The following is a 24,655-nucleotide window of genomic DNA, read 5'->3' as shown; positions in this document are numbered from 1 at the left end:
TTCGGCCATTCTGGGTGTGGGAGTCCTTACCCGCCGAGCCGTTTTCCGCACGTGGTTCACTGCACATATGACTCACGACGATGTGCTCGGGCTGCGCTACGCGGCCGGCTCGGACACGGGCCGGCGGCGTTCGGGCAACGAGGACTCTGTCTTCACCAGCCCGCGCCTGCTCGCCGTGGCCGACGGCATGGGCGGGCACGCCCACGGCGAGGTGGCCAGTGAGCTCGCGATGGCGGCGATCGCGGACCTCGACCGGCGCGTCGCCGACCTCGACCCCGCCGAACTGGAGCCGGAGACCGCACTGCGGCAGGCCGTGGCCGACGCGGCCGGGCGGCTGGACGAGCAGGTGGCGGGCGACGCCGACCTGGCGGGGATGGGAACCACTCTCACCGCGCTGCTGTGGGACGGCACGCGGTTCACGCTGGCGCACATCGGAGACTCCCGCGGGTACCTGCTTCGCGACGGGGAGCTGAGCAGGCTCACGAAGGACCACACGGTGGTGCAGTCGCTGGTCGACGAGGGCAGCCTCGCGCCGGAGCTGGCCGCCGGGCACCCGCACCGTTCCGTGCTCACCAGGGCGCTGCTGGCGGAGAGCCCCGCGGAGCCCGACGTGGCCGCGCTCGACGTGCGCCCCGGCGACCGCTACCTGCTGTGTTCCGACGGGCTGACGGACGCGGTCGACGACGAGGACATCCAGGACGTGCTGGCCACCGTGACCGAGCCCGCGCAGGCCGTCCGCACCCTGATCGACCTGGCCAACGACAACGGCGGCCCGGACAACATCACCTGCGTCGTCGCCGACGTCACCGGCGGGCACGACCGAGGGCAGTGAAGGGCACATTCCCTGCCCTCAACGCAGGGGATGTGCCCTTCACTGCCGGGCACTGCCGGGGCGCGGGGCGGCCGTCGGCTAGTGGGCGGTGCCGCGGCGGCTGAAGCGGTTCCGCAGACCGCCGTGCCCCCGGGACGGCTCCTCCTCGACGGCGGGCGACGCCGACGCCGGACCGGCCGTCTCCACCACCCGGCGCGCCGGCATCACCGCGATCAGCAGGCCTGCCAGCGCCGTGCCGAGATGCAGCCAGTTGTCGGCGGTGCCGATCGCCAGCGGGTTACCGAGCCCGGACACCGGGTTGCTCGCGAAGACCCCCGTGATCGCCAGGCCCCACACGAACAGCAGGCCGAACACGATGAACAGGAACCACCCGAACGTGCGAGAGAGGCCCGAGTTCATCGCCATGGCGACACCGAGCACGCCGACGACCAGGTGGACGATGTTGTGCAACGGGTTCACCGAGAACACCCAGATCGAGGCACCGACCGGATCGATGAAATCACCGAATCCGGTGACCGTGAGACCCCAGATCCCGAGACCCAGGTACGCGATGCCGACGAGCGCGGCCAGGATCTGGGTGGGCTGCACGCCGCCCACACGCATGCGCGTCTCTGCGGGCTGAGCCATGATCGCCTCCTCTGTGCGGTGCGTCACTTTGCCCGGAGTACCCGCCCCGAACCGGACGAAACCCGCACGACTACCGTCTGTGCGTGGCTCTCGGCGTGTGCCTGCTGTTCGACGGCCGGTCCGAACGCGCGATGACGCGGCTCTGGCGGCGCCTCGAGAACGAGGGGGTGCCGACCCTGCTCTCCCACACGCACGGCAGGCACCACCCGCACCTGTCCTACGTGGTGCTGCTGGACTGGGACCTGCCTGCCGTGCACGCGGCGGTGGAACGGCTCGGCAAGGGCACCGCCGCGGGGCCGTTCGACCTCACGTTCGACGCGTTCGGCGCCTTCCGGCGGGGCCGGGTGTCGCTGCTGCCGTCGGTGCCAGCCGACCTGGTTCCCCGGCAGCAGGCGGTGGTCGAGGCGGTGCGGGCCACGGGTGCGCTCGTGCACCGGCACTACGAGATCGACCGCTGGCTGCCGCATGCGTCCGTGGCGACGCGGGCCCGCGCCGACCAGCTGCCCTCGGTCGCCGCCGCGGTCTACGACGTGCTGCCGCTGCACGTCCGGGTCGCGCGGGCGGCGCTCATCGACAGCGCGACCGGCGAGCTGTGGCCGCTGCCCGCCGTGCCCTGAAGCCACCGCCCGCTAGGTGACCTCGCCGAGCGGCGCGGTCCAGGTGTTGCAGGCGGCCGTCGTGGGCCCGGCGAACCCGGTCTTCGCCCACCGCAGCTGGGTGGCGCTGCTGCCGTGTGTGTCGCTGTCCACCCAGTTGGCGAAGTCCTCGGTCGCCGCCACGGCCAGCTCCCGGTCGATCGAGCCCCGGCCCGCGGCGCTGGCGAGGAACAGTCCCGCGAAGCAGTTCGCCTGCAGCTCGACGCGGCGCCCCAGCTCCCGGTCGCCCGCGCTGCCCGGCTCGTGCCCGCCGAGGTCGTGGCCCGCCCGGTCGAGGATGCCGCTGAGCTCCTGGACGTGATGGCCGTACTCGTGGGCGAGAGTGGCGATGTGCGCGGCCGGGTCGAGCCCGAAGGCGTCGACCGCGCGGGTGTGCGGCAGGTAGATCGTGCGGTCCTCGCCGCAGTAGAAGCCGGTGGCCTGGCCGGGCGGAGGGAGGTCGCCACACTCGGTCTGCGGATCGTCGCCCAGGTGCACGGCGACCGGCCCGAACGGCACGCCCGCCTCCCGCAGCACCGGGCGCCACGCCCGCTCCAGGCACCGGATCTCCGCCTCGTACAGCGCGCGCAGCCGGGCTTCGCCCGCACCGATCGCGGGCAGCTCGCACGTCACGCGAGGCAGCCGCAGGGCCATGGTGACCACCGGGTTGCCCTCGGTGGCGAACACCGGCGCCGGTCCCCCGCCGCCCGCGGCGACCAGCCCGTCACCGCCGGATGCGCCGCCGTCGCCGTCCCTGGTCGCCGTCACGACGAGCAGCACACCGGCGCCCAGCGCGACGGCGACGAGCAGCGGCAGGAGACGCAGCCGCACCGAACGCCCGCGCCGGGGGCGCGGTCGCGCGGGCTCGCCGTCCAGCAGCGACAGGGGCAGGTCCTCGATCAGCGGCTGCGTGGGCTCGGGCCGCCCGGGACGGTTGCCGGCAGAGTCCACGACCAACCTCGGGATCGGATGCAACGTCGGCGATGAGGATAAGCGGGGGCGGCGGCCACGGCGATCCCGACACGGGACCGTGCCGCGCTGGTCACCGTTCGTGAGTGAAGAACGTGGTTAGAACAACGGTCAGCACTCACGAACGGTGACCAGGCACTCACAGGGAGCCGCGCCGCCAGGGGCCGGTGATCGCGAACGTGATGCCGGGCGACTGGGCGTTGACGAACAGCCAGTTGCCGTTCTTCGGCTCGAACGTCGACCCGCACCACTCGGAACCGGAGTAGTCGCCGGGCGCGACCGACTTGCCCGGCACCCCGCCGCCGGGGATGACGACCTGGTTGAGCGCGAACGGGAAGATCTCGCCGTCGGTGGTGAGACCGTGCACGTACTCCCCTTCGCTGCCGTCCTCGCACAGCACGATGCCGCCACGCGGGCTGACGCAGATGTTGTCGGGGTTGTTCAGCACGGCGGCGTCGGGCGAGGCGAACAGCACGCGCATGCGCTCGCGCTTCGGGTCGTACTCGAAGACCTGACCCTGGCCCTTCGGGCCGCCGCTGGTGGAGACGATGTAGACACGGTGGTTGCCCCACCACGCACCCTCGAGCCTGCGGAACACGGCGGCGCCGAGCGCGGCACCCTGCTCGGCGGGACGCGTCTCGCCGGGCGCGTAGTCCGGGTTCGGCACCGTGACCCACGAGGTGCGGTACTCCACCCCGGTCCCGTCGGTGTAGGTGCGGTACGACGAGCCGTCGGGGGTCTCCACCACGAGCATCTGCAGCTCGCCGCCCGCGGCCAGCTCACCCCGCTCGCGCGGCAGGAACCGGTAGAACCCGGAAGGGGTGGCGTCCTCGGTCAGGTAGACGATGCCGGTGCCCGGGTCGACGGCCACGGCCTCGTGGCTGAACCGGCCCATGGCACGCAGCGGGTTCGGGTCACCCTTGCCGTCGAACGGCACCTCGAAGACGTAGCCGTGCCGGGTGCCGTCCGGACCGATCTCGGTGGTCTCCTCGCACGTCAGCCAGGTGCCCCACGGGGTGGGCCCGCCCGCGCAGTTGCGGATGGTGCCGGACAGGCTGGCCCAGGACTCGGTGAACTCCCCCCGGTCGGGGTCGAACACGAGCGTGGTGGTGCCACCGCGGGCGGCCGGGTTGTACGCGGGCTCGGTGAAGGCACCCGAGTAGCCGCCGAGCTCGTGGTTGCGGACGATCGCCACCTTGCCGTCGGCGCGGCGGAAGGCGGCCATGCCGTCGTGGGCGCCGGGCGTCGGGGTGCCGTCGGACATCTCGTCGCCGGTCCAGCCGTAGCTGAGGTACTCGAAGCCCCGGGGCAGCGCCAGCAGGGCGAGGCCGGTCGTGTGGTCCCGCACGGGGCGCAGCGGGCCGTAGTCGGGCGACGACCGGTGCTTGTGCAGCGGCGCCGCACCCGCCGTGCGGGCGCCGAGCGCCTCCAGCGGGCCCAGCGCCGCGAGCGCGGCGGCGGTGGCGATGCCGCCCTTGAGGAAGCCGCGGCGGGCGAGTGCGGTTCTGTCGGCGTGGTCTGCGGTGTCCGTCATTCGGGAACCTCCGTCGGTGGGGAACGCCACGGGACGCTAGGTGCCGAATGGGCCCGTTTCATCGCCACCGCGAGGACGGCCCGGAAAGGCCGGGTGAACAGTCGGCGGCCGGACCAACCCGCCCAGGAGGTGCCTGGCGGGATGGCGGACGTGGTACCGGCCGGTGCCGCGCACCGCCAGGACACCGTCGAGTTCGCCGTCCCCGCGCGCGCCGGCCCCCTCCGGGCCCGATCCCGAAGCCGCCCGCAGGGCGGCCGAGCGAGGTTCAGCGGCGGGTCAGTGCCTCGCCGCGCCTGTCCTGCACCCGCTGCCCGCGCTTGGTGTCCGTGACCGGCCAGGAGTGCGAACCGGGCTTGCGCGCCTCGTCCGCCGGTTGCTTGAGCGGGCTCCCGGACGCGGCTTCCCTGAGCTTCGCGCCGAGCCGGCCGCTCAGGTGCGGCCCCATGGCCGTGTCGTCGCGGTGGGCGTATCCGCCGTCGATGACGACCAAGGGTTCGGGCACAAGACACCGCCTGAGCGGTCGTCGTGACCGGAGGACGGTGGGCGCAGCAGGGTTCGAACCTGCGACCCCCTGCTTGTAAGGCAGGTGCTCTTCCGCTGAGCTATGCGCCCTGGTGGTGACGCCGGGCGGCGTCACCGGTGCGTCAGCCGAGCTGGGCGACGGCCTTCTTCCAGGCCTGCTGGTCACGAGCCTGACCGGGCTCGTTGACCTCGGCGTACCGCACGATCCCCTCCTTGTCGATGAGGAACGTGCCGCGGAGGGCGAGCCCGGCGGTCTCGTTGAAGACACCATAGGCCTTGGCGACCTCGCCGTGCGGCCAGAAGTCGGACAGCAGCGGGAACTGGTAGCCCTGCTGCTCCGCCCAGGCCTTCAGGGAGAACGGCGTGTCGACGGAGACACCCAGCACCTGCACGCCCTCGTTCTCGTAGTCGGCGAACTCGTCGCGCAGCTGGCACAGCTCACCCTGGCAGATCCCGCTGAACGCGAAGGGGTAGAACACCAGCAGGACCGGCTTCTCCCCACGGAACGAGGACAACGTGACGTCCTGCTTGTTGTAGTCCTTGAGCGTGAAGTCCGGGGCCTCGGTTCCGACCTCGACAGCCATGGCGCTATTCCTCCCGCTGGATCGTCCCGCCGATACATGAGTCCGTGCCGGGCAACCCTATCGCGAGGTACGGCCGTCCCACCGGGCCGAGGGGACGTCAGCGACGTGATTTCGACCTCGGCACCAGCCGGGTTCCCATCCAGCCGGAGCCGATGCTGATGTTGGAGGTCTGCGAAAGGCCCACCGTGGGCACCGCCTCGGCGATCTCGCTCGGCTCGACGTGACCGGGCTGCCCGGTCTTCGGGGTCAGGACCCAGATCGCCCCGTTCTCGTCCAGCGGTCCCCGCGCGTCGACCAGCGCGTCACCCAGGTCGCCGTCGCCGTCGCGCCACCAGAGCAGCACGACGTCGATCACCTCGTCGGCGTCCTCGTCGAGCAGCTCGCCACCGACGTGCTCCTCGATGGCGGCACGGAAGTCGTCATCGACGTCCTCGTCCCAGCCAAGCTCCTGGACCACCATGTCCGGCTTGATCCCAAGCCTCTCGGCGACGCTGTTCTGGTCAGCGTCTCCCGCGGCGACCACGACTTTCACTCCTCCAACTACAGCCAGGCGCGGTACGTGACGCCGATCACGCCCGCACCGCACACTCGTACACGGATGGGCTTAGCGAACACTGGTGCGGCGCACGGCGCAACCGTCCACACCGGATCGCCCGAAAGTCGCCGCCCCCGACCCGGAGCACGGCACCCTGTCCGCCGCCACTCAACTAGGGTAGACACGAGGTCCCATCGTGGGCGTCAGCAGCCCAAACGCGGCGCAGGCGGGGCGGTCGAACGTTACCGCCCAGTAGCGGTGACGGGAGCCGCGAATGCGACGACGATGGCAGACGAGCACACAACAACGGCAACAACCGGCGAGGAGATCCCTTGGCCCCCCAGAACGACGAGGCCGGGCGCAGCACCAACACTGGCGCCGGCCAGGGCGCACCGGCGCGTGTCCGCGTCATCCGTGACGGACTGGCGGCGCACCTGCCCGACATCGACCCCGAGGAGACCGCCGAATGGCTGGACTCCTTCGACGCCGCACTGGCCAGGGGCGGGCAGCAGCGCGCGCGGTACCTGATGTTGAGGGTGCTGGAACGCGCCAGGGAACGCAACGTAGGCGTGCCGCCGCTCACCGCGACCGACTACGTCAACACGATCCCCACGGAGAACGAGCCGTGGTTCCCGGGTGACGAGGAGATCGAGCGCCGCTACCGCGCGTACATCCGGTGGAACGCCGCGGTGATGGTGCACCGCGCGCAGCGCCCCGGCGTGGGCGTCGGCGGTCACATCTCGACCTACGCGTCGTCGGCCGCACTGTACGAGGTGGGCTTCAACCACTTCTTCCGCGGCAAGGACCACTCGGGCGGCGGCGACCACATCTTCATCCAGGGCCACGCCTCGCCCGGCATCTACGCGCGGGCCTACCTGGAGGGCAGGCTGACCGGCGACCAGCTCGACGGGTTCCGCCAGGAGCACTCGCACGCGGGCGCGGGCGGCGGCCTGCCGTCGTACCCGCACCCGAGGCTAATGCCGGACTTCTGGGAGTACCCCACGGTGTCCATGGGCCTCGGCCCGATGAACGCCATCTACCAGGCGCGGTTCAACCGCTACCTGCACTCCCGCGGCATCAAGGACACCAGCGACCAGCACGTGTGGGCCTTCCTCGGCGACGGCGAGATGGACGAGCCGGAGTCGCGCGGGCTCATCCACGTGGCCTCCGGCGAGGGGCTGGACAACCTCACCTTCGTCATCAACTGCAACCTGCAGCGGCTCGACGGCCCGGTGCGCGGCAACGGCAAGATCATCCAGGAGCTGGAGGCGTACTTCCGCGGCGCGGGCTGGAACGTCATCAAGGTGATCTGGGGCCGCGAGTGGGACGCCCTGCTGCACGCCGACCGCGACGGCGCGCTGGTCAACCTGATGAACACCACGCCGGACGGCGACTTCCAGACGTACAAGGCCAACGACGGCGCCTACGTCCGCGAGCACTTCTTCGGCCGGGACCCGAGGACCAAGGACCTGGTCAAGGACCTGTCCGACGCCGACATCTGGAACCTCAAGCGCGGCGGGCACGACTACCGCAAGGTCTACGCGGCGTACAAGGCCGCGCTGGAGCACCACGGGCAGCCGACCGTCATCCTGGCCCACACGATCAAGGGCTACGGGCTCGGCCCCGCGTTCGAGGGCCGCAACGCCACGCACCAGATGAAGAAGCTCACGCTCGACGACCTCAAGCTGTTCCGGGACGCGCAGCGTATTCCGATCAGCGACGAGGAGCTGGAGCGCGACCCGAAGCTGCCGCCGTACTACCACCCGGGGATGGAATCGCCCGAGATCGAGTACATGCTCGGCCGCCGCAAGACCCTCGGCGGCTTCCTACCGGAGCGGCGCTCCAGGGCGAAGCCGCTGGTGCTGCCCGGCGACAAGGTGTACGAGGCCATCCGCAAGGGCTCGGGCAAGCAGGAGGTGGCCACCACGATGGCGTTCGTCCGGCTGGTGCGCGAGCTGGCCAAGGACGCCGAGATCGGCAACCGGATCGTGCCGATCATCCCGGACGAGGCCCGCACCTTCGGCCTCGACTCGATGTTCCCGACGGCGAAGATCTACAACCCGCACGGGCAGACCTACACGTCGGTCGACGCCCAGCTGATGCTGGCGTACAAAGAGTCCGAGCAGGGCCAGCTGCTGCACGAGGGCATCAACGAGGCGGGCTCCACCGCCTCGTTCACGGCGATCGGGACGTCGTACGCCACGCACGGCGAGCCGATGATCCCGATCTACATCTTCTACTCGATGTTCGGGTTCCAGCGCACCGGCGACGGGCTGTACGCGGCGGCCGACCAGATGGCGCGCGGGTTCGTGCTCGGCGCCACCGCGGGCCGCACCACGCTCACCGGTGAGGGTCTGCAGCACGCCGACGGGCATTCGATCCTGCTGTCGGCCACCAACCCGGCGACGGTGACGTACGACCCGGCGTGGTCGTTCGAGATCGCGCACATCGTCCGGGACGGCCTGCGCCGCATGTACGGCGAGGGCGGCCCGGACGGCAACGGGGAGAACATCTTCTACTACATCACCATCTACAACGAGCCGTACCAGCAGCCGCCCGAGCCCGCCGACCTCGACGTCGAGGGGCTGCTGAAGGGCCTGTACCGGTACCAGACCGCGCCCGAGGGCGGCGACCAGCGCGGCCCGAAGGCGCAGATCCTGGTGTCCGGCGTGACGATGCCGGAGGCGCTGCGCGCGCAGACCATGCTCGCCGAGGAGTGGGGCGTGCGGGCAGACGTGTGGTCGGCGACGTCGTGGACGGAGCTGCGGCGGGAGGCCGTCGAGGTCGACCGGGACAACTTCCTGTACCCGGACGACACCCCGCGCGTGCCGTACGTCACGCAGGCGCTGCGCGGCACCGAGGGCCCGGTCGTCGCGGTGTCCGACTGGATGCGGGCAGTGCCGGACCTGATCCGCCCCTGGGTGCCGAACGACATGATGACGCTCGGCACCGACGGGTTCGGCTTCTCCGACACCCGCCCGGCCGCACGCCGGTACTTCCTGGTCGACGCCGAGTCGATCACGGTCGCCGTGCTGACGATGCTGGCCCGGCGCGGCGAGGTGGACCGGGCGAAGGTGGTCGAGGCAGCGCGGAGGTACCGCATCGACGACGTCGGCGCCGCCGCCCCGCAGACCTCCGACCCCGGCTCCGCCTGAGCCCCGAGGGTCGTGAGTGGCTCGTTACTGGCACTTTTCCTCAGTAACGAGCCACTCATGACATCCGTGGTTTCCCGCCGGTTCGAGTGAACCACGAACGGGTGAGATGCCTGGCGTCCGATGATCGACTAGGTCCATAGTGGAATCACCGGTGGGGACCGGGGAGACGAGACCGCCCGACGCAGCGAGAACCGCAGCGCGTCGGGCGGTCTCGTATGTGCGGGGTCGGCCGCGACGTAGGATCGCGGCACGATGTCACCGACCAAGCGGCACGGTCTGTCCGCCAAGACCCTGCGGGAGCTCGAGCGGGCCTCCGGGCGGCTCGCCAAGGCGAGTGTGTCCGCCATGGAGGAGCAGCTGCCGTGGTTCGGCCGGCTCCCCGCCGACCAGCGCGCCAGCGTTCTGATGATCACCCAGAGCGGGGCCGCGGGCTTCGTGCGCTGGTTGCGGGACTCCAAGGAGGCACTCAAGCTCACCACCGAGGCCTTCCGCTCCGCACCGCAGGAGCTGTCCCGGTGGATCAGCCTCCGGCAGGCCGTCGGCCTGGTCCGGCTCGCGATCGAGGTGTTCGAGGAGCAGCTGCCCGAATTCGCCGCCGACGAGCGCGAACGGGCCGCCCTGACCGAGGGCATCCTGCGCTACGGGCGGGAGGTCGCCTTCGCCACCGCCAGCTCCTACGCCGCGGCCGCCGAGGCGAGGGGCGCCTGGGACGCCCGGCTGGAGGCGCTGGTCGTCGACGGCATCGTGCGCGGCGACGCCGAGGAGTCGTTGCTGTCCCGCGCCGCCGCGCTCGGCTGGGACCCGGCCGCGCACGCCACCGTGCTCGTCGGCAACCCGCCGTCGGACGACCCGCCCACCGTGGTGTTCGAGGTCCGCAGCAGGGCGGCCCGCGCGGGCAGGCCCGTGCTGCTCAGCGTGCAGGGATCCCGCCTGGTCGTCGTGGTCGCGGGACCCACCGAGGGCTCGGCGAAGGACCAGGGCATCCTGCCCACGCTCGCGATCGCGTTCGCCGAGGGCCCCGTCGTCGCCGGGCCCACCGTGCCGTCCCTCGCGGAGGCGCACCACAGCGCGGCGGAGGCACTGTCCGGCCTGCGCGCCGTGGTGGGCTGGCCCGCGGCGCCCCGGCCGGCCCGCTCGGCCGACCTGCTGCCCGAACGGGCGCTCGCCGGCGACCCGGAGGCCGAACGGCTGCTCATCGAGGGCATCGCCCGGCCGCTGGAGGAGGCGGGTCCCGCGCTGCTGGAGACCATCGACACGTACCTCGAGAGCGGCGGCGTGCTGGAGACCTGCGCGCGGACCCTGTTCGTGCACCCCAACACGGTGCGCTACCGCCTGCGCAAGGCCGCGGAGCTCACCGGCCGCCATCCCGCCGACCCCCGCGACGCGCTCGTGCTGCGCGTCGCGCTGACCGTCGGCAGGCTGGCTCGCGCCCGCGGCCTGTGGTGACGCACGACCCAGCAGTGAAGGCCACCTTCACTGCGTTGGGCGCAGTGAAGGTGGCCTTCACTGCCGCCGGCACAGCGCGGGACGTGACCCGTTTCACGTCGGAAAGTGCCCGAACCCGACAATTCTTTCCTGCACGTCACGTTCATCTCCCGGCCACTTTTGTAGCTGCCCCACAACGTCACGGCGCGGGTTTGGTGACCACGCGGCATCCCCTCCCCGCACGCCGACCGTGTTCCCTGGAGAGTGTGATCGCGCTTCTCTGTCCCGGACAGGGCTCCCAGGCCCCTGGCATGCTCACCCCCTGGCTCGACCTCGACGGTGCCCGTGACCGGATCCGGCAGTGGTCCGACGGCTGCGGCCTCGACCTGCTCCGCCTCGGCACCGAGGGCACCGCGGAGGAGATCCAGGACACCGCGATCACCCAGCCGCTGATCGTCGCCAACACACTCCTGGCGTACGAGCACCTGCGGGGCACCGTGCCCGCGGACGCGCCTGTCGCCGGGCACTCGGTCGGCGAGCTCGCCGCCGCCGCCATCGCGGGTGTGTTCTCCGCCGACGACGCCGTCACCCTCGCCGCGGTGCGCGGCGCGGAGATGGCCAAGGCGTGCGCCATCGAGTCCACCGGCATGGCCGCCGTCATGCTCGGCGACCCGGACCAGGTGGTGGCCTGGCTCGCCGACAACGGGCTCGACGCCGCCAACCGCAACGGCGCGGGCCAGATCGTGGCCTCCGGCTCCAGCGCGGCGATCGAGCGCATCCTCGCCGAGCCGATGGCGGGCACCAAGGTCCGCCCGCTGAAGGTGGCTGGCGCGTTCCACACGCGCTACATGGCGCCCGCCGAGGAGGCCCTGCGGACCCACGCGGCGGGCATCACGCCCGCCGACCCCGTCCGGCCGCTGCTGTCGAACGCCGACGGCGAGGTGGTGCGCAGCGGCGCCGACTACCTGGAGCGGCTGATCCGGCAGGTGACCAGCCCGGTCCGGTGGGACCTGACGATGCGCGGGCTGGCCGGGGCCGGCGTCACCACCACCGCCGAACTGCCGCCGGCGGGAACCCTCACCGGGCTGGTGAAACGAGAGCTCAAGGGCACGGTCACCGCGACCGTCCCCGTGAAGACCCCGGCCGACCTCGACGCCGTGTCGTCGCTGGTCGCCGAGCGGGAGGAGACCGAATGAGCCGCGAGCGACCGGCGCTGCGACTGCGGCAGGGCGCGGCCGCCACGCGCGTGCTCGGCGTGGGCAGCACCCAGCCCGACCGGATCGTCACCAACGACGACCTCTCCCGGATCATGGACACCACCGACCAGTGGATCCGGGAACGCGTCGGCATCGTCGAGCGCCGGTTCGCCGCGGAGGACGAGCTGCTGGTGGACATGGCGGTCACGGCGGGCGCGAAGGCACTGGCCGACGCGGGCACCGACCCGTCCGAGGTGGACACGGTGATCGTGCCCAACTGCACGATGCCCTCCCCCATCCCCAACGCGGCGGGCCAGGTCGCCGACCGGATCGGGATCAAGGCGGCCGGCGCGTTCGACCTCAACGCGGCCTGCGCCGGGTTCTGCTACGGCCTCGGCGTGGCCTCGGACCTGATCCGCGCCGGATCGGCAAACAAGGTGCTCGTGATCGGCGCCGAGAAACTCACCGACGTGGTGGACCCGACCGACCGGGCGAACGCGATCATCTTCGCCGACGCCGCGGGCGCCGTGCTGGTCGGTCCCTCCGACGAGCCCGGTATCGGGCCGGTCGCCTGGGGCAGCGCGGGCGACCTGGTGGACACCATCTACATGCGTGACCACAAGTACATCCACCAGGAGGGCCAGTCGGTGTTCCGCTGGGCCACGACGCAGATCGCGCCCGTCGCGCTGCGCGCGGTCGAGCTGGCGGGCCTGCAGCCCTCCGATGTGGACGTCCTCATCCCGCACCAGGCCAACCTCCGCATCGTCGAGGCCATCGCCAAGCGCCTGCGCGCCAAGGGCGCCCGCGAGGACATGGTGGTGGCCGACGACATCAAGTACTCGGGCAACACGTCGTCGGCGTCGATCCCGCTCGCGCTGGACCACATGCGCGCCGCCGGTACCGTGCGCTCGGGAGACGTCGTCCTCATCGTCGGATTCGGTGCCGGACTGTCGTACGCGGGTCAGGTCGTCATCTGCCCGTGATACCACTTACCCCGGCGGGCACCGTGCTCGCCGGTTCGCAAGCAGCGGAAGAACCCAGGAAGGAATCCCCAGTGGCAGACAAGCAAGAGATCCTGTCCGGTCTGGCCGAGATCGTCGAGGAGGTCGCGGGTGTGGCCCAGGACGACGTGAGCCTGGAGAAGTCGTTCGTCGACGACCTGGACATCGACTCGCTGTCCATGGTGGAGATCGCCGTGCAGGCCGAGGACAAGTTCGGTGTGAAGATCCCGGACGACGAGCTGGCCAACCTCAAGACCGTCGGCGACGCCGTCGACTACGTCGCCAACAACTCGAAGTAAGGCCGGCCGCGACGATCTCGCGGCAGCCTTCGCCAACCTCGGGGAGACTCCAATGAGCAACATCGACGTCGTCGTCACCGGACTCGGCGCCACCACGCCGCTCGGCGGGGACGTCGCGTCCACATGGGACGGCCTGCTCGCCGGCCGCAGCGGCGTCCGCGCCATCGAGGCAGACTGGCTCGAGCGATTCGACCTGCCGGTGAGGATCGGCGCCGCGCTCGCCGAGGAACCGACGGAGCGGATCCCGCGGGTGCAGGCGCGCAGGCTGGACCGCTGCGAGCAGGTGGCGCTCATCGCGGCCCGGCAGGCGTGGGCCGACGCGGGCTTCGCCGAGCCCACCGACGAGCACACCGACGTCGAGCCGGAGCGGCTCGGCGTGTCCATCGGCACCGGCATCGGCGGGCCGGTCACCCTGTTGCAGCAGGACGACCTGCTCGAGGAGCACGGGATCCGCAAGGTCTCGCCGCTCACCGTGCCGATGCTGATGCCGAACGGTCCCGCCGCGCACGTGGGGATCGACCTCAAGGCCAGGGCCGGGGTGCACTCGCCCGCGTCGGCCTGCGCGTCGGGGGCCGAGGGCATCGCGACCGGCTACCAGATGATCCAGTCCGGTCGCGCCGACGTGGTGATCGCCGGTGGTGCCGAGGCGTGTATCGCGCCGATCACCATCGCCGGGTTCGCGCAGGCACGGACCGTGTCCACGCGCAACGACGACCCGGCGCACGCGTCCCGGCCGTTCGACACCGACCGCGACGGGTTCGTGCTCGGTGAGGGCGCCGGGGTGGTCATCCTGGAACGGGCCGACCGGGCCGCCGCCCGGGGCGCCACGGTGTACGCGCGGCTGTCCGGCTTCGGGATCACGTCCGACGCCCACCACATCACGGGCAACCACCCGGAGGGCATCGGCCAGATCGCCGCGATGCGCAACGCGATCACGATGGCCGGGCTGACGGCGAACGACGTCGGCCACGTCAACGCGCACGCGACCTCCACGGTCGTGGGTGACGTGGGCGAGGCCGCGGCCATTCGGCAGGCCATCGGCCAGCACCCCGTGGTGACCGCGCCGAAGGGCGCCCTCGGCCACCTGGTCGGCGGCGCGGGCGCGGTCGAGGGCATCGCGACGATCCTGTCGCTCTACCACGGGGTCGTGCCGGCGACGCTGAACCTGGAGAACCTCGACCCGAAGGTGGACCTCGACGTCGTCGCGGGCGAGCCGCGCAAGGTCGAGCTGACCGCGGCCATCAGCAACTCGTTCGGCTTCGGCGGCCACAACACCGCCCTGCTGTTCACCGCGGCGTAGCCCTGTTGTCCCCCAGGGCCACCTTGGTTGCTGGCATCGAGCACAGCGGCGCGCAGCGTCTCCGTTCGGGCGGTGGTGGGAGACGGGTGGGCGCGACCAAGGTGGCCTTGGGGGACTTCCCGTCTCCGGGTCAGCAGGGGGTGCGTTCGGGCGTGGTGCCCGCGGGGAGGGTGTCCAGCTTCCAGGCTCCCTGCTCGCGGGCCAGCGGGAGGTTGAGCCGCCAGCGGATGCAGGGTTCCGGCAGGTCCGGCGGCGCGTCCGCGACATCCTGCACGCTGGTGAACGCCACCAGCACGTTCAACCGCTCGTCCGGCCCCGCCTCGATCCGGTGCACGACGATGCTGCCGTCCCGGGTGCTGCGGTAGTTGACGAGCCACTCCTCCCTGGGCTGCGCCTCGATCCGCGACCACACCACCGTGGTCGTCCACGCGTCGTAGTCCCGCTCGTTGATCGCGTCGAAGTGCGCCTGCAGGAGCCGCCGCACCGCCTCGCTCTCCGGGTGCGCCGCCGCGTCGGTGGTGAGGTCGACGCGGGAGGAGCCCGGCTGCCGCTCCGGGCCCAGCGAGCTGGTGGTGGACGCGGTCACCGGCTCCTGGCTCCGCCCGGCCGGCGGGTGGTACAGCTCCCGGGCGAGCAGGCCGCCGCCGACGGTCAGCGAGATCACCACGACGAGCACCGGCACGAGCAGCCGCAGCGGGTTGGGGGTCGGCGACGGCGGCACGATGCCAGATTAGTGTCCGCGGTCCGCGCACGCGTGTCCGCCGTCCATGCACGCGTGTCCGCCGTCCGCGCACGCGTGTCCGCGGTCCATGCTCACGTGCCCGCGGTCCGCGACGGTGTCCCGCCGCTGCCGGTGTCACCGATGTCGGACACGCGTTCCCGGATCGCGGACACGGTGGAGCGGGCGCTCAGCCCACCTGGTGCAGCCAGGTCACTGGGGCGCCGTCGCCCGCGTGCCGGAACGGCTCCAGCGCCTCGTCCCAGTTGGCTCCGAGCAGCTCGTCGAGCTTGTGCGCCAGCTGCTCCCCCGCGCGGCAGCGGGCGACGAGGCTGCGCAGCTGGTCCTCGCCCACGACGATGTCACCGTTCGCGCTGGTGCGCCCGTGCCACAGCCCGAGTCCGGGCGCGTAACAGAAGCGCTGGCCGTCCACTCCGGGGCTTGGTTCCTCGGCCACCTCGAAGCGCACCATCGGCCACGCCTTGAGCGCGGCGGCGAGCTTCCCGGCCGTGCCCGCGGGGCCTCGCCAGTCACACTCGGCACGCAGCTGCCCAGGGGCGGCTGGCTGGGCCGTCCACCGCAAATCCACCCGGCCACCCAACGTGCCCGAGATCGCCCACTCGACGTGCGGGCAAACCGCAGACGGCGACGAGTGGACGTACACCACGCCACGAGTGCTCACTGCTGACCTCCGCTACTCGACGAGGGGCGTCTTCCCCTACGACCTCGCGAGTGACGGACATACCGACCCGTAGCGACTCCGCCGCCTATTCTGCACCGCGCTCACCCATTTGGCCACATGAGCACCAGAAATCACACCCGCCAGTGAGCGAGGGAGCTTTACTACCGTTGAACGGGAGTAAAGCTCCCTCGCTCACCCGGCGCGCGGGTCAGGCGGCGGGGCGGGCGCCGAGCAGGGTGGCCGCGGCGACCGTGTCCACCAGGCCGGTGCCCTTGTCGAAGCTCGACGTGTACCCGCCGGCCTGCTGGTACGGAGCACCGTCGGCGTACTTGTACGCGGTCGACTTCAGCGCGTCCTCGATCTCCCCCGGCGTCGCGGCCGGCTTCGCCTGGAACAGCTGCGCCACGATGCCGGTGATCTGCGGCGCCGCCATCGACGTCCCGCTGATCACGTTGTACGTGCCGATGTCCAGCAGCCCGGGGCCGTTCACCGGCTGCAGACCGGTCGAGCAGATCACCAGGTAGGGCCTGCAGGCGGACAGGATGTTCTCCCCCGGCGCGGAGATGTCCGGCCAGCTTCGCGGATCGGTCTCGAGGCCACGCGATGAGAAGTCGGAGACGGTGCCGTCCCGGGTGCCCGTGCCCTGGTCGTTGTACGACGCCACCGACAGCACGCCGGGGGTGGGGTCCTGCCCCGGCGGGTTGGACAGGTTCTGCGACCCGTCGCCGCCGTCGTTGCCGTTCGCCCACACGGTGACGACGCCCTCGGCGGCCAGCGCACGCTGCAGCTTGACCGTCGCGGAGTTCGGGTCGAAGTCGCCGCCTCCGCTCGGGCCGTAGGAGTTGTTGACCACCTTGATCGGCGGGCACTGCGCGGCCGGCACACCCGCTCCGCACGGGGCCTCGTGGTTCTCCAGGACCCAGTTCAGGGCGGCGTCGGCGCCCAGCACCACCAGCGCGGCCCCGGTGGAGATCGAGACGATCTTCGCGCCCGGGGCGGACCCGCCGACCTCGGTCCCGCCGGACAGGGTCATGGCCCGGCCCGCCGCGATGCCGGTGACGTGGGTGCCGTGCCCGCCGAGGGACAGCGTGTCGGTGTCGACGGTGTTGGGCACGCGGACGACGCAGCCGGTGCCGGTGCCGCTGCCCGCGCACAGGCTCTTGAGGTTGGCGACGACCCGGCTGGACCCGTCCGGCCCGCGGAACGCGGGGTGCGTCGGGTCCACACCCGTGTCGATCACGGCGACCGAGACGCCCCTGCCGTCCAGTGGCTGGCCGTTCGCGCCGGTCAACGTCGTGCGCGCGGCCGCGCTGCGCGTCGCGGCCGTCCCGGTGCTGGCGAACATCCGCAGCGGGTCGTTGTTCTCGACGTAGGTGACGCCCTCGCTCGCCCGCACCTGGCGCACCTGGCTGGCGGTCCCCGACGCCGCGACCACGCCGATCCTGCGGAAGCTGGTGATCGGGCTCAGACCGGCGTCCCGCACGGCCGCCGTCGCCGCCGCGAGGTCGGTGCCGTGAACCAGCGCGGTGACCGGGGTGACCCCGGACGCGGACCCCAGCAGGGCCTCGAGCGTGTCGGAGACCGGAGCGAGCGGGTCGGCTTGCTGTGCCGCCGCCGGGACGGCCCCGGCCAGCGGTAGTGCGATCACGGACGCGGCGACCAGGACGGATCGTCGCATCCGGCTCGGGCGTGGGCGCATGTACGGCCTCCAACATGCTCGGACCAACAACGTGCCTACTAACGAGTAGCACTCAACTAGGTGACGACGATCACTGTCAATGCTCACTTTGTGGACACGTTGTGCTACGCACCACCCGGATTGGCGTCGTCCTGCCGCGTGAAGCGGGGTGAGCGGTCAGCGGCCGTACCGGCCGCGCGCTAGCGTGTGCGCAAGCGCGCGGTGACCAGGGGAGGTGTGGGCGTGCGACTCGTCCGTTTCCCGCGGCAACCCGCCCGGGTGTCGGGTGACATCCGCGCGGCACTGGCCTCCCTCGGGCGCGGGCAGACCGTGATCGGCGGGATCGGCGTCCTCGGAGTACGGCCACCCGGCTGGACCAGGGACCTGGACGCCGTGCTGATCACTCCGCGTGGCGTCGTCGTCGTGGTGGGCGTGGACCTGCCCGATCCCTCGATCCGGCTGGAGGCACCGCTGGCCGGGCAGTGGAAGGCCGACGGCTGGCCGCTCGTCCACCGCGGTGAGGCCGTCAACCCCGCCATCGAGGCGCTCGAGCTCGCCGAGTCGCTGGCCTCGCTCGTCCGTGCCGAACAGCCGGACGTGCCGATCGGCACGGTGATCGCGGTCGGCCCGTTCGTGGAGACCATCGAACAGCCGCCCACCGACCTCGCCGGGCCGGTGCGGGTGGTCTACCCCACCGCCACCAGCATGCTCGCCGCCACCGTCTCCCTCGCCTCGGCGGACGACCCGCTCTCCGCCACCCAGGTGCGCTCGGTGCTGTCCGTGGTCGCCCCCGACGCGCCCGAGCAACCCGACGACGCGCTGCGCGCGGAGGGCTTCCCGGTGGCCGACGAGGAACACCCGCTCGCCGCGTCGGCGCCGACCGTGCCCGCGCCACACCCCGCCAGGGCGGGCACGACCACCACGTCCAGACCGGCACCAGCACCGCGACCGGCAGTGCCGGGGGGACCCATCGCCGCCCCGGTGTCCCCCGTTCCGGACCCGCGCCCTCCCGTGCCCTCCGCACGGGGGCGGGCACCCGCGTCACGCCACCGCCGGGTGCGCTGGCAGGGCGTGGCCGCACTCGCGCTGCTCGTGCTCCTCGCCGTGGCGGCCATCGCGGTGGCCGTCGCCGACGGCGGTGGCGAGCCCGGCGACCGGCCACCCACCGTGGTTCCCGCGGGTGGGCTCGACTTCACCGAGCGCGCGACCGCGTCGGACAGCCGGTGCGCCCCGCACGCCACCGGCGACCTTCAGGTCGCGCTGCGGGAGCACGGCTGCGTCCGGCTGCACCGCGGCAGCTACGACACGACGGTGGACGGCACGCTGATCGCCGTCTCGTTCGCCGCGATCACCTTCGCCGACGACGCCACCGCGGCGGAGTTCCTGGCCGTCGCCGAGACGCCCGGCAGCGGCACCGTCGAGGACCTCGCCACGCGAACCGGCGACTGGCCGGATCCGGCGCCGACGTTCGCGAACGCCGCGTTCGCCGCCGCGGCCGACGGGCCGACGGTGCGGCTCACGCTCAGCGGACCGCTGCGCGGCGCGGCCGAACCGGGCGATGCCGGGCTCGCCAAGGTCGCCCGCGCCGCACTCGAACTGCCGGTGCCACCGTGACCACGGCCCCACGGCCGCCCGCGGCGGGGCACTAGAGGCCGTACTCCTCCAGCAGGCGCAGCCAGACCTCGCTGATGGTGGGGAACGCGGGCACCGCGTGCCACAGCCGGTGCAGCGGCACCTCCCCCGCCACCGCGATCGTCGCGGAGTGCAGCAGCTCCGCGACGTCCTGCCCGACGAACGTCACCCCCACCAGTACCTCGCGCTCGGTGTCCACCACCATCCGCGCCCTGCCGGTGTAGCCGTCGGCGTGCAGCGCGGACCCGGCGACGGCGATGTCGAGGTCGACCTCCCGGTGCCGCTCACCGGTGGCCGAGGCCAGGCCCACGGAGGCGACCTCCGGATCGGTGAACACCACCTGCGGCACCGCGTGGTGGTCGGCGGTCGCCGCGTACCGGCTCCACGGCGCCGCCGCTGGTTCGTCGCCGCGAGCGCGCGCCGCGATCACGTCCCCGAGCACCCGCGCCGCGTACTTCCCCTGATGGGTCAGCGGCGCCCGGCCGGTCACGTCCCCCGCCGCGTACAGCCAGCGTCCGTCCACTCCGGACACCGTGCCGGTGTCGTCCACCGTGAGGGCCGCGCCGGGCTCGAGCCCGATCGCGTCCAGGCCGAGATCGTCGGTGGCCGGCCTGCGGCCGGTGGCGACGAGAAAGCGGTCCGCCTCGATCCGCTCGCCGCCCGCGAGCTCCAGCCGGACCGAGCCGTCCGCTGTGGACACCGTGGACACCCGTTCGGCACGGGCGTCCAGACGCACCCGCACGCCGTCGGCCCGCAGTCCCTCGGCGACGGCGTCCCCCGCGAACTCCGCGTACCGCGGCAGCGGCCTCGGGCCGGCCACGACGAGGTCCACCTCGGCGCCGAGCCTGGCCCACGCCTGCGCCATCTCGACGCCCACGACACCGCCACCGAGGACGACGAGCCTGCCCGGCACCTCCGACGCGGCCGTGGCGTCGCGCGATGTCCACACGGGCACGTCGGCCAGCCCGGGGAGTCGGGGCATCCGGGGCACGCTGCCGGTGCAGACCACGACCGCGTGCCGGGCGCACACCACCGTGCCGTCGTCGACGGTGACCTCCCGCTCACCGGTGATCCGGGCGTGCCCCCGGATCGGCTCCACCCCCGCACCGTTCGCCCAGTCGAACTGCCCACCGTCGTCCCAGTGCGAGACGAACTCGTCACGCCGCGCGAACACCGGCGCGGGCACGAGGGATCCGGCCTCGACACCGGGCACCCGCCGCGCGGCGGCGAGCGCGTTTCCCGGGCGCAGCAACGCTTTGCTCGGAATGCACGCCCAGTACGAGCACTCGCCCCCGAAACGCTCGTGCTCCACGAGCGCGGCGGTGAGCCCGCCGCGGACGGCGCGGGCCGCGGCGTTCTCCCCCACCGGTCCGCCGCCGATCACCACCACGTCGAAAGTCTGTTCAGTCATGTGGAAAGCGCACACCACAGGACGGTCCGGCGCAAGCCGGGACCCCGCGAGTGGAGGGTCACCGGGCGCTATCCTTGCCGCGAACGGTCGGCAGCGGTACGGGAGATCTTCATGGCCAGGAGCACGGCAGTCGAACTGCTGGACGACATCAACGGCGAGCCGGCCGAGGAGACCGTCCGCTTCGCACTCGACGGCGTCGAGTACGACATCGACCTGTCCGGAGCCAACGCCGACGACCTGCGCCGGGCGCTCGAACGCTACGTCGCGCACGGACGGCGCACCGGGGGGCGCAAGCGGCGCCCCAGGATCATCAACCGAGCACGCCGCCGGGGCGCCGCCACGAAGACCGCGACCGACACCACGGCCCCGAAGCGAACGGCGACAGCCAAAGCGACGCCGAAGAAGACCACCACTCCGAAGAAGGCCACCGCGCCGAAAAAGGCCACCGCGCCGAAGAAGCAGGCGGGCGGCAAGAAGACCACGACGCGCTCGACCGCACCCGTGCGGGCCACCGCGCCTCGCGCGGCGGGCACGAGCCGCACCCGGAAGACTGCCGCACCCGCCGAACCGAAGACGGGTGCGGCGAAGAGCGCGCGCTCCGCGGCGTCGGCCACGAAGAAGACGGCACCGAAGGCCACCGCCGAGACCGCTGCCAAAACCACCGCCAAGACCACCGCCAAGGCGACGGGCAGGACGGCCAAGTCCGGCTCCCCCGCGACGAAGAAGACCCCGTCGGCGGCGAAGGGCACGAAGCCGGCGACGCCGAAGGCGACGGGCGGCACCAGGAAGGCCCCGGCGCCGAAGCGGAGCGGCGGGAAGAAGAGCACCGCCGCCAGGCAGCCCGGGAGGGCGGCCACCGCGCGGGTGCCCGCCGTGCCCCCGGTGCGGTTCTCCGCCGCCGACGACTGATCACCCGCCGCCCCGGCCGAGCGCCGACGAGCCCCCAATGTGGCATTGGTGGCGTTCAACGCACCGAATGCCACATTGGGGGCGTCGAGCGCACCCTATGCCACATTGGGGAGCTTCGGGTCAGAGGTTCTTCAGTTCCTCCACGATCTCGGCGACCGACGCCTTCGCGTCGCCGAACAGCATGCTCGTCTTCGGGTCGTGGAACAGCTCGTTCTCGATGCCCGCGAACCCGGAGCTCATGCCCCGCTTGAGCACGATCACCGACCGGCTGGCGTTGACCTGGAGGATCGGCATGCCGTAGATCGGGGAGCTCGGGTCGGACTGGGCCGCCGGGTTGGTCACGTCGTTGGCGCCGATGACGAGCGCGACGTCGGTCTGCGGGAACTGCGAGTTCGCCTCGTCCATCTCCTTGAGCGACTCGTACGGCACGTCCGCCTCGGCGAGCAGCACGTTCATGTGCCCCGGCATCCGGCCCGCCACCGGGTGGATGGCGTAGAGCACCTCGATCCCCTTGGACTCCAGCAGGTCGGCCATCTCGCGCACCGCGTGCTGCGCCTGCGCCACGGCCATGCCGTATCCGGGCACCACCACGACCTTGCTCGCGTAGGCCATCTGGATCGCCGTGTCGGCGGCGCTCGTGCTGCGCACCGGGCGTTCCTCCCCGTCGCCCGCACCGCCCGACGGGCCGGTCGACCCACCGAACCCGCCCGCGATGATCGCCGGGATCGACCGGTTCATGGCCTTGGCCATCAGGTTGGTGAGGATGGAGCCGGACGCGCCCACGATCATGCCCGCCACGATCAGCGCGGTGTTGTTGAGCGCGAGTCCCATGGCCGCCGCGGAGAGCCCGGTCATCGCGTTGAGCAGGGAGATGACCACGGGCATGTCGGCGCCGCCGATCGGCAGCACCACCATGAGCCCGAACCCGGCCGCGGCCACCAGCACGCCGATGATCAGCCACTCCGAGGTGGCCCCGGCCGCGATCGCGACCGCGAACGCCACCGCGGCCACGAGCACGACGATGTTCAGCGGCTGCTGCAGCCTGCCGACGGTGATCGGCTTGCCGGGCAGGATCTCCTGGAGCTTGCCGAAGGCGATGTTCGAGCCCCAGAACGAGATCGACCCGACGATCGCGGCGAACAGCGACGCGATCGCGACGTACAGCGGCTCGTGCGCGTAGCCCGCGGTGTCGCGGAACTCGACCCACGCGATGAGCGCGACCGCGCCACCGCCGACCCCGTTGAACAGCGCCACCATCTGCGGCATCGCGGTCATCTTGACCCTCCGCGCCGCGGGTACGCCGACGACCGTGCCCAGCACGATGCCGAGCGCGATCAGCCACCAGTTACCCATGCCCGGCAGGAGCAGCGTGGCGATGACGGCGATCGCCATGCCGACGGCGGCGATCCAGTTGCCCCGCACCGCGGTGCGGGGACCGGTGAGCCCCATCAGGCCGTAGATGAACAGGGAGAAGGAGATGATGTAGAGAACGGCGATCAGCGTGGTCACTTGTCGCCCTCCTTCGCGGTCTCCTTCGGCTTCTCCTTGAACATCGCCAGCATCCGGTCGGTGACGAGGAAGCCGCCGACCACGTTGATGGTGCCGAAGGCGATGGCGATGACGAGGAGCACCTTGTTCAGCACGCCCTCGGTACCGAGGCCTAGCACGATGAGCCCGCCCAGCAGCACGATGCCGTGGATGGCGTTGGTGCCGGACATCAGCGGCGTGTGCAGGGTGTTGGGGACCTTCGAGATCACCGCGAAGCCCACGAATCCGGCGAGCACGAGGATCGCGAGGTTCTGGAGCAGCATCAGTTCACCTCCTCGCCCGCGCCGGCGACGCACGCGCCGGCGATGATCTCGTCGGAGAAGTCCAGGTTCACGTTGCCTTCCTTGTCCACCAGCAGCTCGACCAGCTCGACCAGGTTGCGGGCGTAGAGCTCGCTGGCGTGGTCGGGCATCTCCGCGGGCAGGTTGAGCGGCGAGCAGATGGTGACGTCGTGGACGACGACGTCCTTCCCCGGCTCGGTCAGCTCACAGTTGCCGCCCGCCTCGCCCGCCATGTCCACGACGACGCTGCCCGGCCGCATGCCGCGCACGGCGTCGGCGGTGACGAGCGTCGGGGCCGTGCGCCCCGGCACGAGGGCGGTGGTGATCACCACGTCGAAGCCGGTGATCGCCTCGGTGAGCCTCCGCTGCTGCTCGGCGCGCTCCTCCTCGGTGAGCTCCCGGGCATAGCCGCCCTCACCGACGGCCTCGATACCGAGGTCGAGCCACTGCGCGCCGACCGAGCGCACCTGGTCGGCGACCTCGGGCCGCACGTCGTAGCCGGTGGCTCGCGCGCCGAGCCGCTTGGCGGTGGCCAGTGCCTGCAGGCCGGCCACCCCCGCGCCGAGCACGAGGACCTTCGCGGGCGGGACCGTGCCGGCCGCCGTGGTCAGCATCGGGAAGAACCGGGTGAGGCGCTGGGCGCCGAGCAGGGTCGCCCGGTAGCCCGCCACGCTGCTCTGCGAGGACAGGGCGTCCATCGACTGGGCCCGCGAGATCCTGGGGATCGACTCCACAGCGAACGCGCGTACACCGGCCTCCTCGAGCGCGGCCACCTCCTCCACATTGGACAGCGGAGCGAGGAAGCCGATCAGGATGGTGCCCCTGGCGAGGCGTTCGATGTCGGCCCTGGTCGGCGGCGCGACACGGAGCACGATGTCGGCGCTCCACGCATCGCCGACACTGGCCCCCGCCTGTTCGTACAGTTCGTCTGGCAGGTGAGCGCCGGCCCCGGCACCCTTCTCGACGACGACGGGTAGACCTCGTTTGACCAGGCGTTCCACGAGCTTCGGGACCAGTGCGACCCTGCGTTCGCCCGGCTTCGTTTCCTTGACCACGCCGATCGTCGGCGGCGAATCGGTCTCGGGCACTTCGCGACCTCCTCGGCGGTGAGGTACCGGAGAACCAGACCATACTGGACTGGAGCGCCGACCGGATCACGTGACAATAGTCACTCGGCGGCCG

At 72.0% G+C, this 24,655-nt stretch carries 23 protein-coding genes and 1 tRNA gene; 10 read left to right on the top strand and 14 right to left on the bottom strand.

What is annotated here, in order from left to right:
- Positions 1 to 67 precede the first annotated feature (67 nt).
- On the top strand, positions 68 to 832 hold the full coding sequence (locus B0I33_RS11235; protein ID WP_106178556.1) for a PP2C family protein-serine/threonine phosphatase: 765 nt from the start codon (positions 68 to 70) through the stop codon (positions 830 to 832).
- Positions 833 to 910: 78 nt separating this feature from the next.
- On the opposite strand, the gene B0I33_RS11230 is transcribed toward B0I33_RS11235, so the two are convergent.
- The gene (locus B0I33_RS11230) at positions 911 to 1,459 is read right to left on the bottom strand and encodes a DUF4383 domain-containing protein (protein WP_106178555.1); all 549 of its coding nucleotides are present in this window, start codon (positions 1,457 to 1,459) and stop codon (positions 911 to 913) included.
- Between the two features lie 83 nt (positions 1,460 to 1,542).
- Here B0I33_RS11230 and B0I33_RS11225 point away from each other — a divergent pair, with 83 nt between their 5' ends.
- A complete protein-coding gene (locus tag B0I33_RS11225) occupies positions 1,543 to 2,076 on the top strand; it encodes a 2'-5' RNA ligase family protein (protein WP_106178554.1) in 534 nt (177 codons plus the stop codon).
- 12 nt (positions 2,077 to 2,088) lie between these two features.
- Here B0I33_RS11225 and B0I33_RS11220 read toward each other — a convergent pair whose 3' ends face one another.
- The 6 genes from B0I33_RS11220 to B0I33_RS11195 all read right to left on the bottom strand — a co-directional run bounded on the left by B0I33_RS11220 (position 2,089) and on the right by B0I33_RS11195 (position 6,226).
- Complete coding sequence (locus B0I33_RS11220; protein WP_106178553.1) at positions 2,089 to 3,045, bottom strand: neutral zinc metallopeptidase; 957 nt, start codon at positions 3,043 to 3,045, stop codon at positions 2,089 to 2,091.
- 157 nt (positions 3,046 to 3,202) lie between these two features.
- On the bottom strand, positions 3,203 to 4,597 hold the full coding sequence (locus B0I33_RS11215) for an alkaline phosphatase PhoX (protein WP_106178552.1): 1,395 nt from the start codon (positions 4,595 to 4,597) through the stop codon (positions 3,203 to 3,205).
- 265 nt (positions 4,598 to 4,862) lie between these two features.
- Positions 4,863 to 5,099: a hypothetical protein gene (locus B0I33_RS11210; RefSeq protein ID WP_106178551.1), complete on the bottom strand. Its 237-nt coding sequence runs from the start codon at positions 5,097 to 5,099 to the stop codon at positions 4,863 to 4,865.
- Positions 5,100 to 5,137: 38 nt separating this feature from the next.
- Positions 5,138 to 5,209 (bottom strand) — tRNA-Val (locus B0I33_RS11205).
- A 32-nt stretch (positions 5,210 to 5,241) separates the two neighbouring features.
- Positions 5,242 to 5,703, bottom strand: a complete 462-nt coding sequence (locus tag B0I33_RS11200) for a peroxiredoxin (protein WP_106178550.1) — start codon at positions 5,701 to 5,703, stop codon at positions 5,242 to 5,244.
- Between the two features lie 97 nt (positions 5,704 to 5,800).
- Entirely contained in the window at positions 5,801 to 6,226 is a 426-nt protein-coding gene (locus B0I33_RS11195; RefSeq protein ID WP_106178549.1) for a DUF3052 domain-containing protein, read from the bottom strand.
- A 344-nt stretch (positions 6,227 to 6,570) separates the two neighbouring features.
- On the opposite strand from B0I33_RS11195, the gene aceE reads away from it, so the two are divergent.
- The 6 genes from aceE to B0I33_RS11165 all read left to right on the top strand — a co-directional run bounded on the left by aceE (position 6,571) and on the right by B0I33_RS11165 (position 14,614).
- Entirely contained in the window at positions 6,571 to 9,393 is a 2,823-nt protein-coding gene (gene aceE / locus B0I33_RS11190; protein WP_106178548.1) for a pyruvate dehydrogenase (acetyl-transferring), homodimeric type, read from the top strand.
- A gap of 252 nt (positions 9,394 to 9,645) precedes the next feature.
- Positions 9,646 to 10,839 carry a PucR family transcriptional regulator gene (locus B0I33_RS11185; RefSeq protein WP_106178547.1) on the top strand — a complete coding sequence of 398 codons (1,194 nt, stop codon included), beginning with the start codon at positions 9,646 to 9,648 and terminating at the stop codon, positions 10,837 to 10,839.
- A gap of 290 nt (positions 10,840 to 11,129) precedes the next feature.
- Positions 11,130 to 12,014, top strand: coding sequence for an ACP S-malonyltransferase (locus B0I33_RS11180; protein ID WP_106178546.1), 885 nt, complete (start codon positions 11,130 to 11,132; stop codon positions 12,012 to 12,014).
- The gene (locus tag B0I33_RS11175) at positions 12,011 to 12,997 is read left to right on the top strand and encodes a beta-ketoacyl-ACP synthase III (protein ID WP_106178545.1); all 987 of its coding nucleotides are present in this window, start codon (positions 12,011 to 12,013) and stop codon (positions 12,995 to 12,997) included. Before B0I33_RS11180 ends, B0I33_RS11175 begins: the two co-directional genes overlap by 4 nt.
- Positions 12,998 to 13,068: 71 nt before the next feature.
- Positions 13,069 to 13,314, top strand: coding sequence for an acyl carrier protein (locus B0I33_RS11170; RefSeq protein WP_106178544.1), 246 nt, complete (start codon positions 13,069 to 13,071; stop codon positions 13,312 to 13,314).
- A gap of 52 nt (positions 13,315 to 13,366) precedes the next feature.
- The gene (locus B0I33_RS11165) at positions 13,367 to 14,614 is read left to right on the top strand and encodes a beta-ketoacyl-[acyl-carrier-protein] synthase family protein (protein ID WP_106178543.1); all 1,248 of its coding nucleotides are present in this window, start codon (positions 13,367 to 13,369) and stop codon (positions 14,612 to 14,614) included.
- A 130-nt stretch (positions 14,615 to 14,744) separates the two neighbouring features.
- Here the strand turns inward: B0I33_RS11165 and B0I33_RS11160 are convergent, their stop codons facing one another.
- The 3 genes from B0I33_RS11160 to B0I33_RS11150 all read right to left on the bottom strand — a co-directional run bounded on the left by B0I33_RS11160 (position 14,745) and on the right by B0I33_RS11150 (position 17,713).
- Positions 14,745 to 15,335, bottom strand: a complete 591-nt coding sequence (locus tag B0I33_RS11160) for a hypothetical protein (RefSeq protein WP_245900600.1) — start codon at positions 15,333 to 15,335, stop codon at positions 14,745 to 14,747.
- A gap of 187 nt (positions 15,336 to 15,522) precedes the next feature.
- Entirely contained in the window at positions 15,523 to 16,014 is a 492-nt protein-coding gene (locus tag B0I33_RS11155; RefSeq protein ID WP_106178542.1) for a DUF3145 domain-containing protein, read from the bottom strand.
- 208 nt (positions 16,015 to 16,222) lie between these two features.
- Entirely contained in the window at positions 16,223 to 17,713 is a 1,491-nt protein-coding gene (locus B0I33_RS11150; RefSeq protein WP_106178541.1) for a S8 family serine peptidase, read from the bottom strand.
- 222 nt (positions 17,714 to 17,935) lie between these two features.
- On the opposite strand from B0I33_RS11150, the gene B0I33_RS11145 reads away from it, so the two are divergent.
- Positions 17,936 to 19,306, top strand: a complete 1,371-nt coding sequence (locus B0I33_RS11145) for a hypothetical protein (RefSeq protein WP_106178540.1) — start codon at positions 17,936 to 17,938, stop codon at positions 19,304 to 19,306.
- A gap of 31 nt (positions 19,307 to 19,337) precedes the next feature.
- On the opposite strand, the gene B0I33_RS11140 is transcribed toward B0I33_RS11145, so the two are convergent.
- A complete protein-coding gene (locus tag B0I33_RS11140) occupies positions 19,338 to 20,735 on the bottom strand; it encodes a dihydrolipoyl dehydrogenase family protein (RefSeq protein WP_106178539.1) in 1,398 nt (465 codons plus the stop codon).
- A 111-nt stretch (positions 20,736 to 20,846) separates the two neighbouring features.
- Between B0I33_RS11140 and B0I33_RS30195 the strand changes: the two genes are divergently transcribed.
- On the top strand, positions 20,847 to 21,644 hold the full coding sequence (locus B0I33_RS30195) for an Lsr2 dimerization domain-containing protein (protein WP_219927176.1): 798 nt from the start codon (positions 20,847 to 20,849) through the stop codon (positions 21,642 to 21,644).
- Positions 21,645 to 21,764: 120 nt separating this feature from the next.
- Here B0I33_RS30195 and B0I33_RS11130 read toward each other — a convergent pair whose 3' ends face one another.
- From B0I33_RS11130 to B0I33_RS11120, 3 genes are read right to left on the bottom strand one after another with little or no spacing between them, the layout of a single operon-like run.
- A complete protein-coding gene (locus B0I33_RS11130; RefSeq protein WP_106178538.1) occupies positions 21,765 to 23,153 on the bottom strand; it encodes an NAD(P)(+) transhydrogenase (Re/Si-specific) subunit beta in 1,389 nt (462 codons plus the stop codon).
- The gene (locus B0I33_RS11125) at positions 23,150 to 23,455 is read right to left on the bottom strand and encodes an NAD(P) transhydrogenase subunit alpha part 2 (protein ID WP_106178537.1); all 306 of its coding nucleotides are present in this window, start codon (positions 23,453 to 23,455) and stop codon (positions 23,150 to 23,152) included. The genes B0I33_RS11130 and B0I33_RS11125 overlap by 4 nt, the downstream gene beginning before the upstream one ends.
- The gene (locus B0I33_RS11120; protein ID WP_106178536.1) at positions 23,455 to 24,561 is read right to left on the bottom strand and encodes a Re/Si-specific NAD(P)(+) transhydrogenase subunit alpha; all 1,107 of its coding nucleotides are present in this window, start codon (positions 24,559 to 24,561) and stop codon (positions 23,455 to 23,457) included. The genes B0I33_RS11125 and B0I33_RS11120 overlap by 1 nt, the downstream gene beginning before the upstream one ends.
- Positions 24,562 to 24,655 lie beyond the last annotated feature (94 nt).

Origin of the sequence: Prauserella shujinwangii, from assembly GCF_003001955.1 — a bacterium.
Lineage (GTDB): Bacteria > Actinomycetota > Actinomycetes > Mycobacteriales > Pseudonocardiaceae > Qaidamihabitans > Qaidamihabitans shujinwangii.
This window is presented reverse-complemented; position numbering and strand designations above follow the sequence as displayed.

Bases quoted from the DNA above. Each gene is read 5' to 3' on its own strand.
- B0I33_RS11185 (WP_106178547.1), top strand. From the start codon at position 9,646: ATGTCACCGACCAAGCGGCACGGTCTGTCCGCCAAGACCCTGCGGGAG.
- B0I33_RS11150 (WP_106178541.1), bottom strand. From the start codon at position 17,713: ATGCGCCCACGCCCGAGCCGGATGCGACGATCCGTCCTGGTCGCCGCG.
- B0I33_RS30195 (WP_219927176.1), top strand. From the start codon at position 20,847: ATGGCCAGGAGCACGGCAGTCGAACTGCTGGACGACATCAACGGCGAG.
- B0I33_RS11140 (WP_106178539.1), bottom strand. From the start codon at position 20,735: ATGACTGAACAGACTTTCGACGTGGTGGTGATCGGCGGCGGACCGGTG.
- B0I33_RS11125 (WP_106178537.1), bottom strand. From the start codon at position 23,455: ATGCTGCTCCAGAACCTCGCGATCCTCGTGCTCGCCGGATTCGTGGGC.
- B0I33_RS11235 (WP_106178556.1), top strand. From the start codon at position 68: ATGACTCACGACGATGTGCTCGGGCTGCGCTACGCGGCCGGCTCGGAC.
- B0I33_RS11175 (WP_106178545.1), top strand. From the start codon at position 12,011: ATGAGCCGCGAGCGACCGGCGCTGCGACTGCGGCAGGGCGCGGCCGCC.
- B0I33_RS11200 (WP_106178550.1), bottom strand. From the start codon at position 5,703: ATGGCTGTCGAGGTCGGAACCGAGGCCCCGGACTTCACGCTCAAGGAC.
- B0I33_RS11215 (WP_106178552.1), bottom strand. From the start codon at position 4,597: ATGACGGACACCGCAGACCACGCCGACAGAACCGCACTCGCCCGCCGC.
- B0I33_RS11180 (WP_106178546.1), top strand. From the start codon at position 11,130: ATGCTCACCCCCTGGCTCGACCTCGACGGTGCCCGTGACCGGATCCGG.
- B0I33_RS11230 (WP_106178555.1), bottom strand. From the start codon at position 1,459: ATGGCTCAGCCCGCAGAGACGCGCATGCGTGTGGGCGGCGTGCAGCCC.
- B0I33_RS11165 (WP_106178543.1), top strand. From the start codon at position 13,367: ATGAGCAACATCGACGTCGTCGTCACCGGACTCGGCGCCACCACGCCG.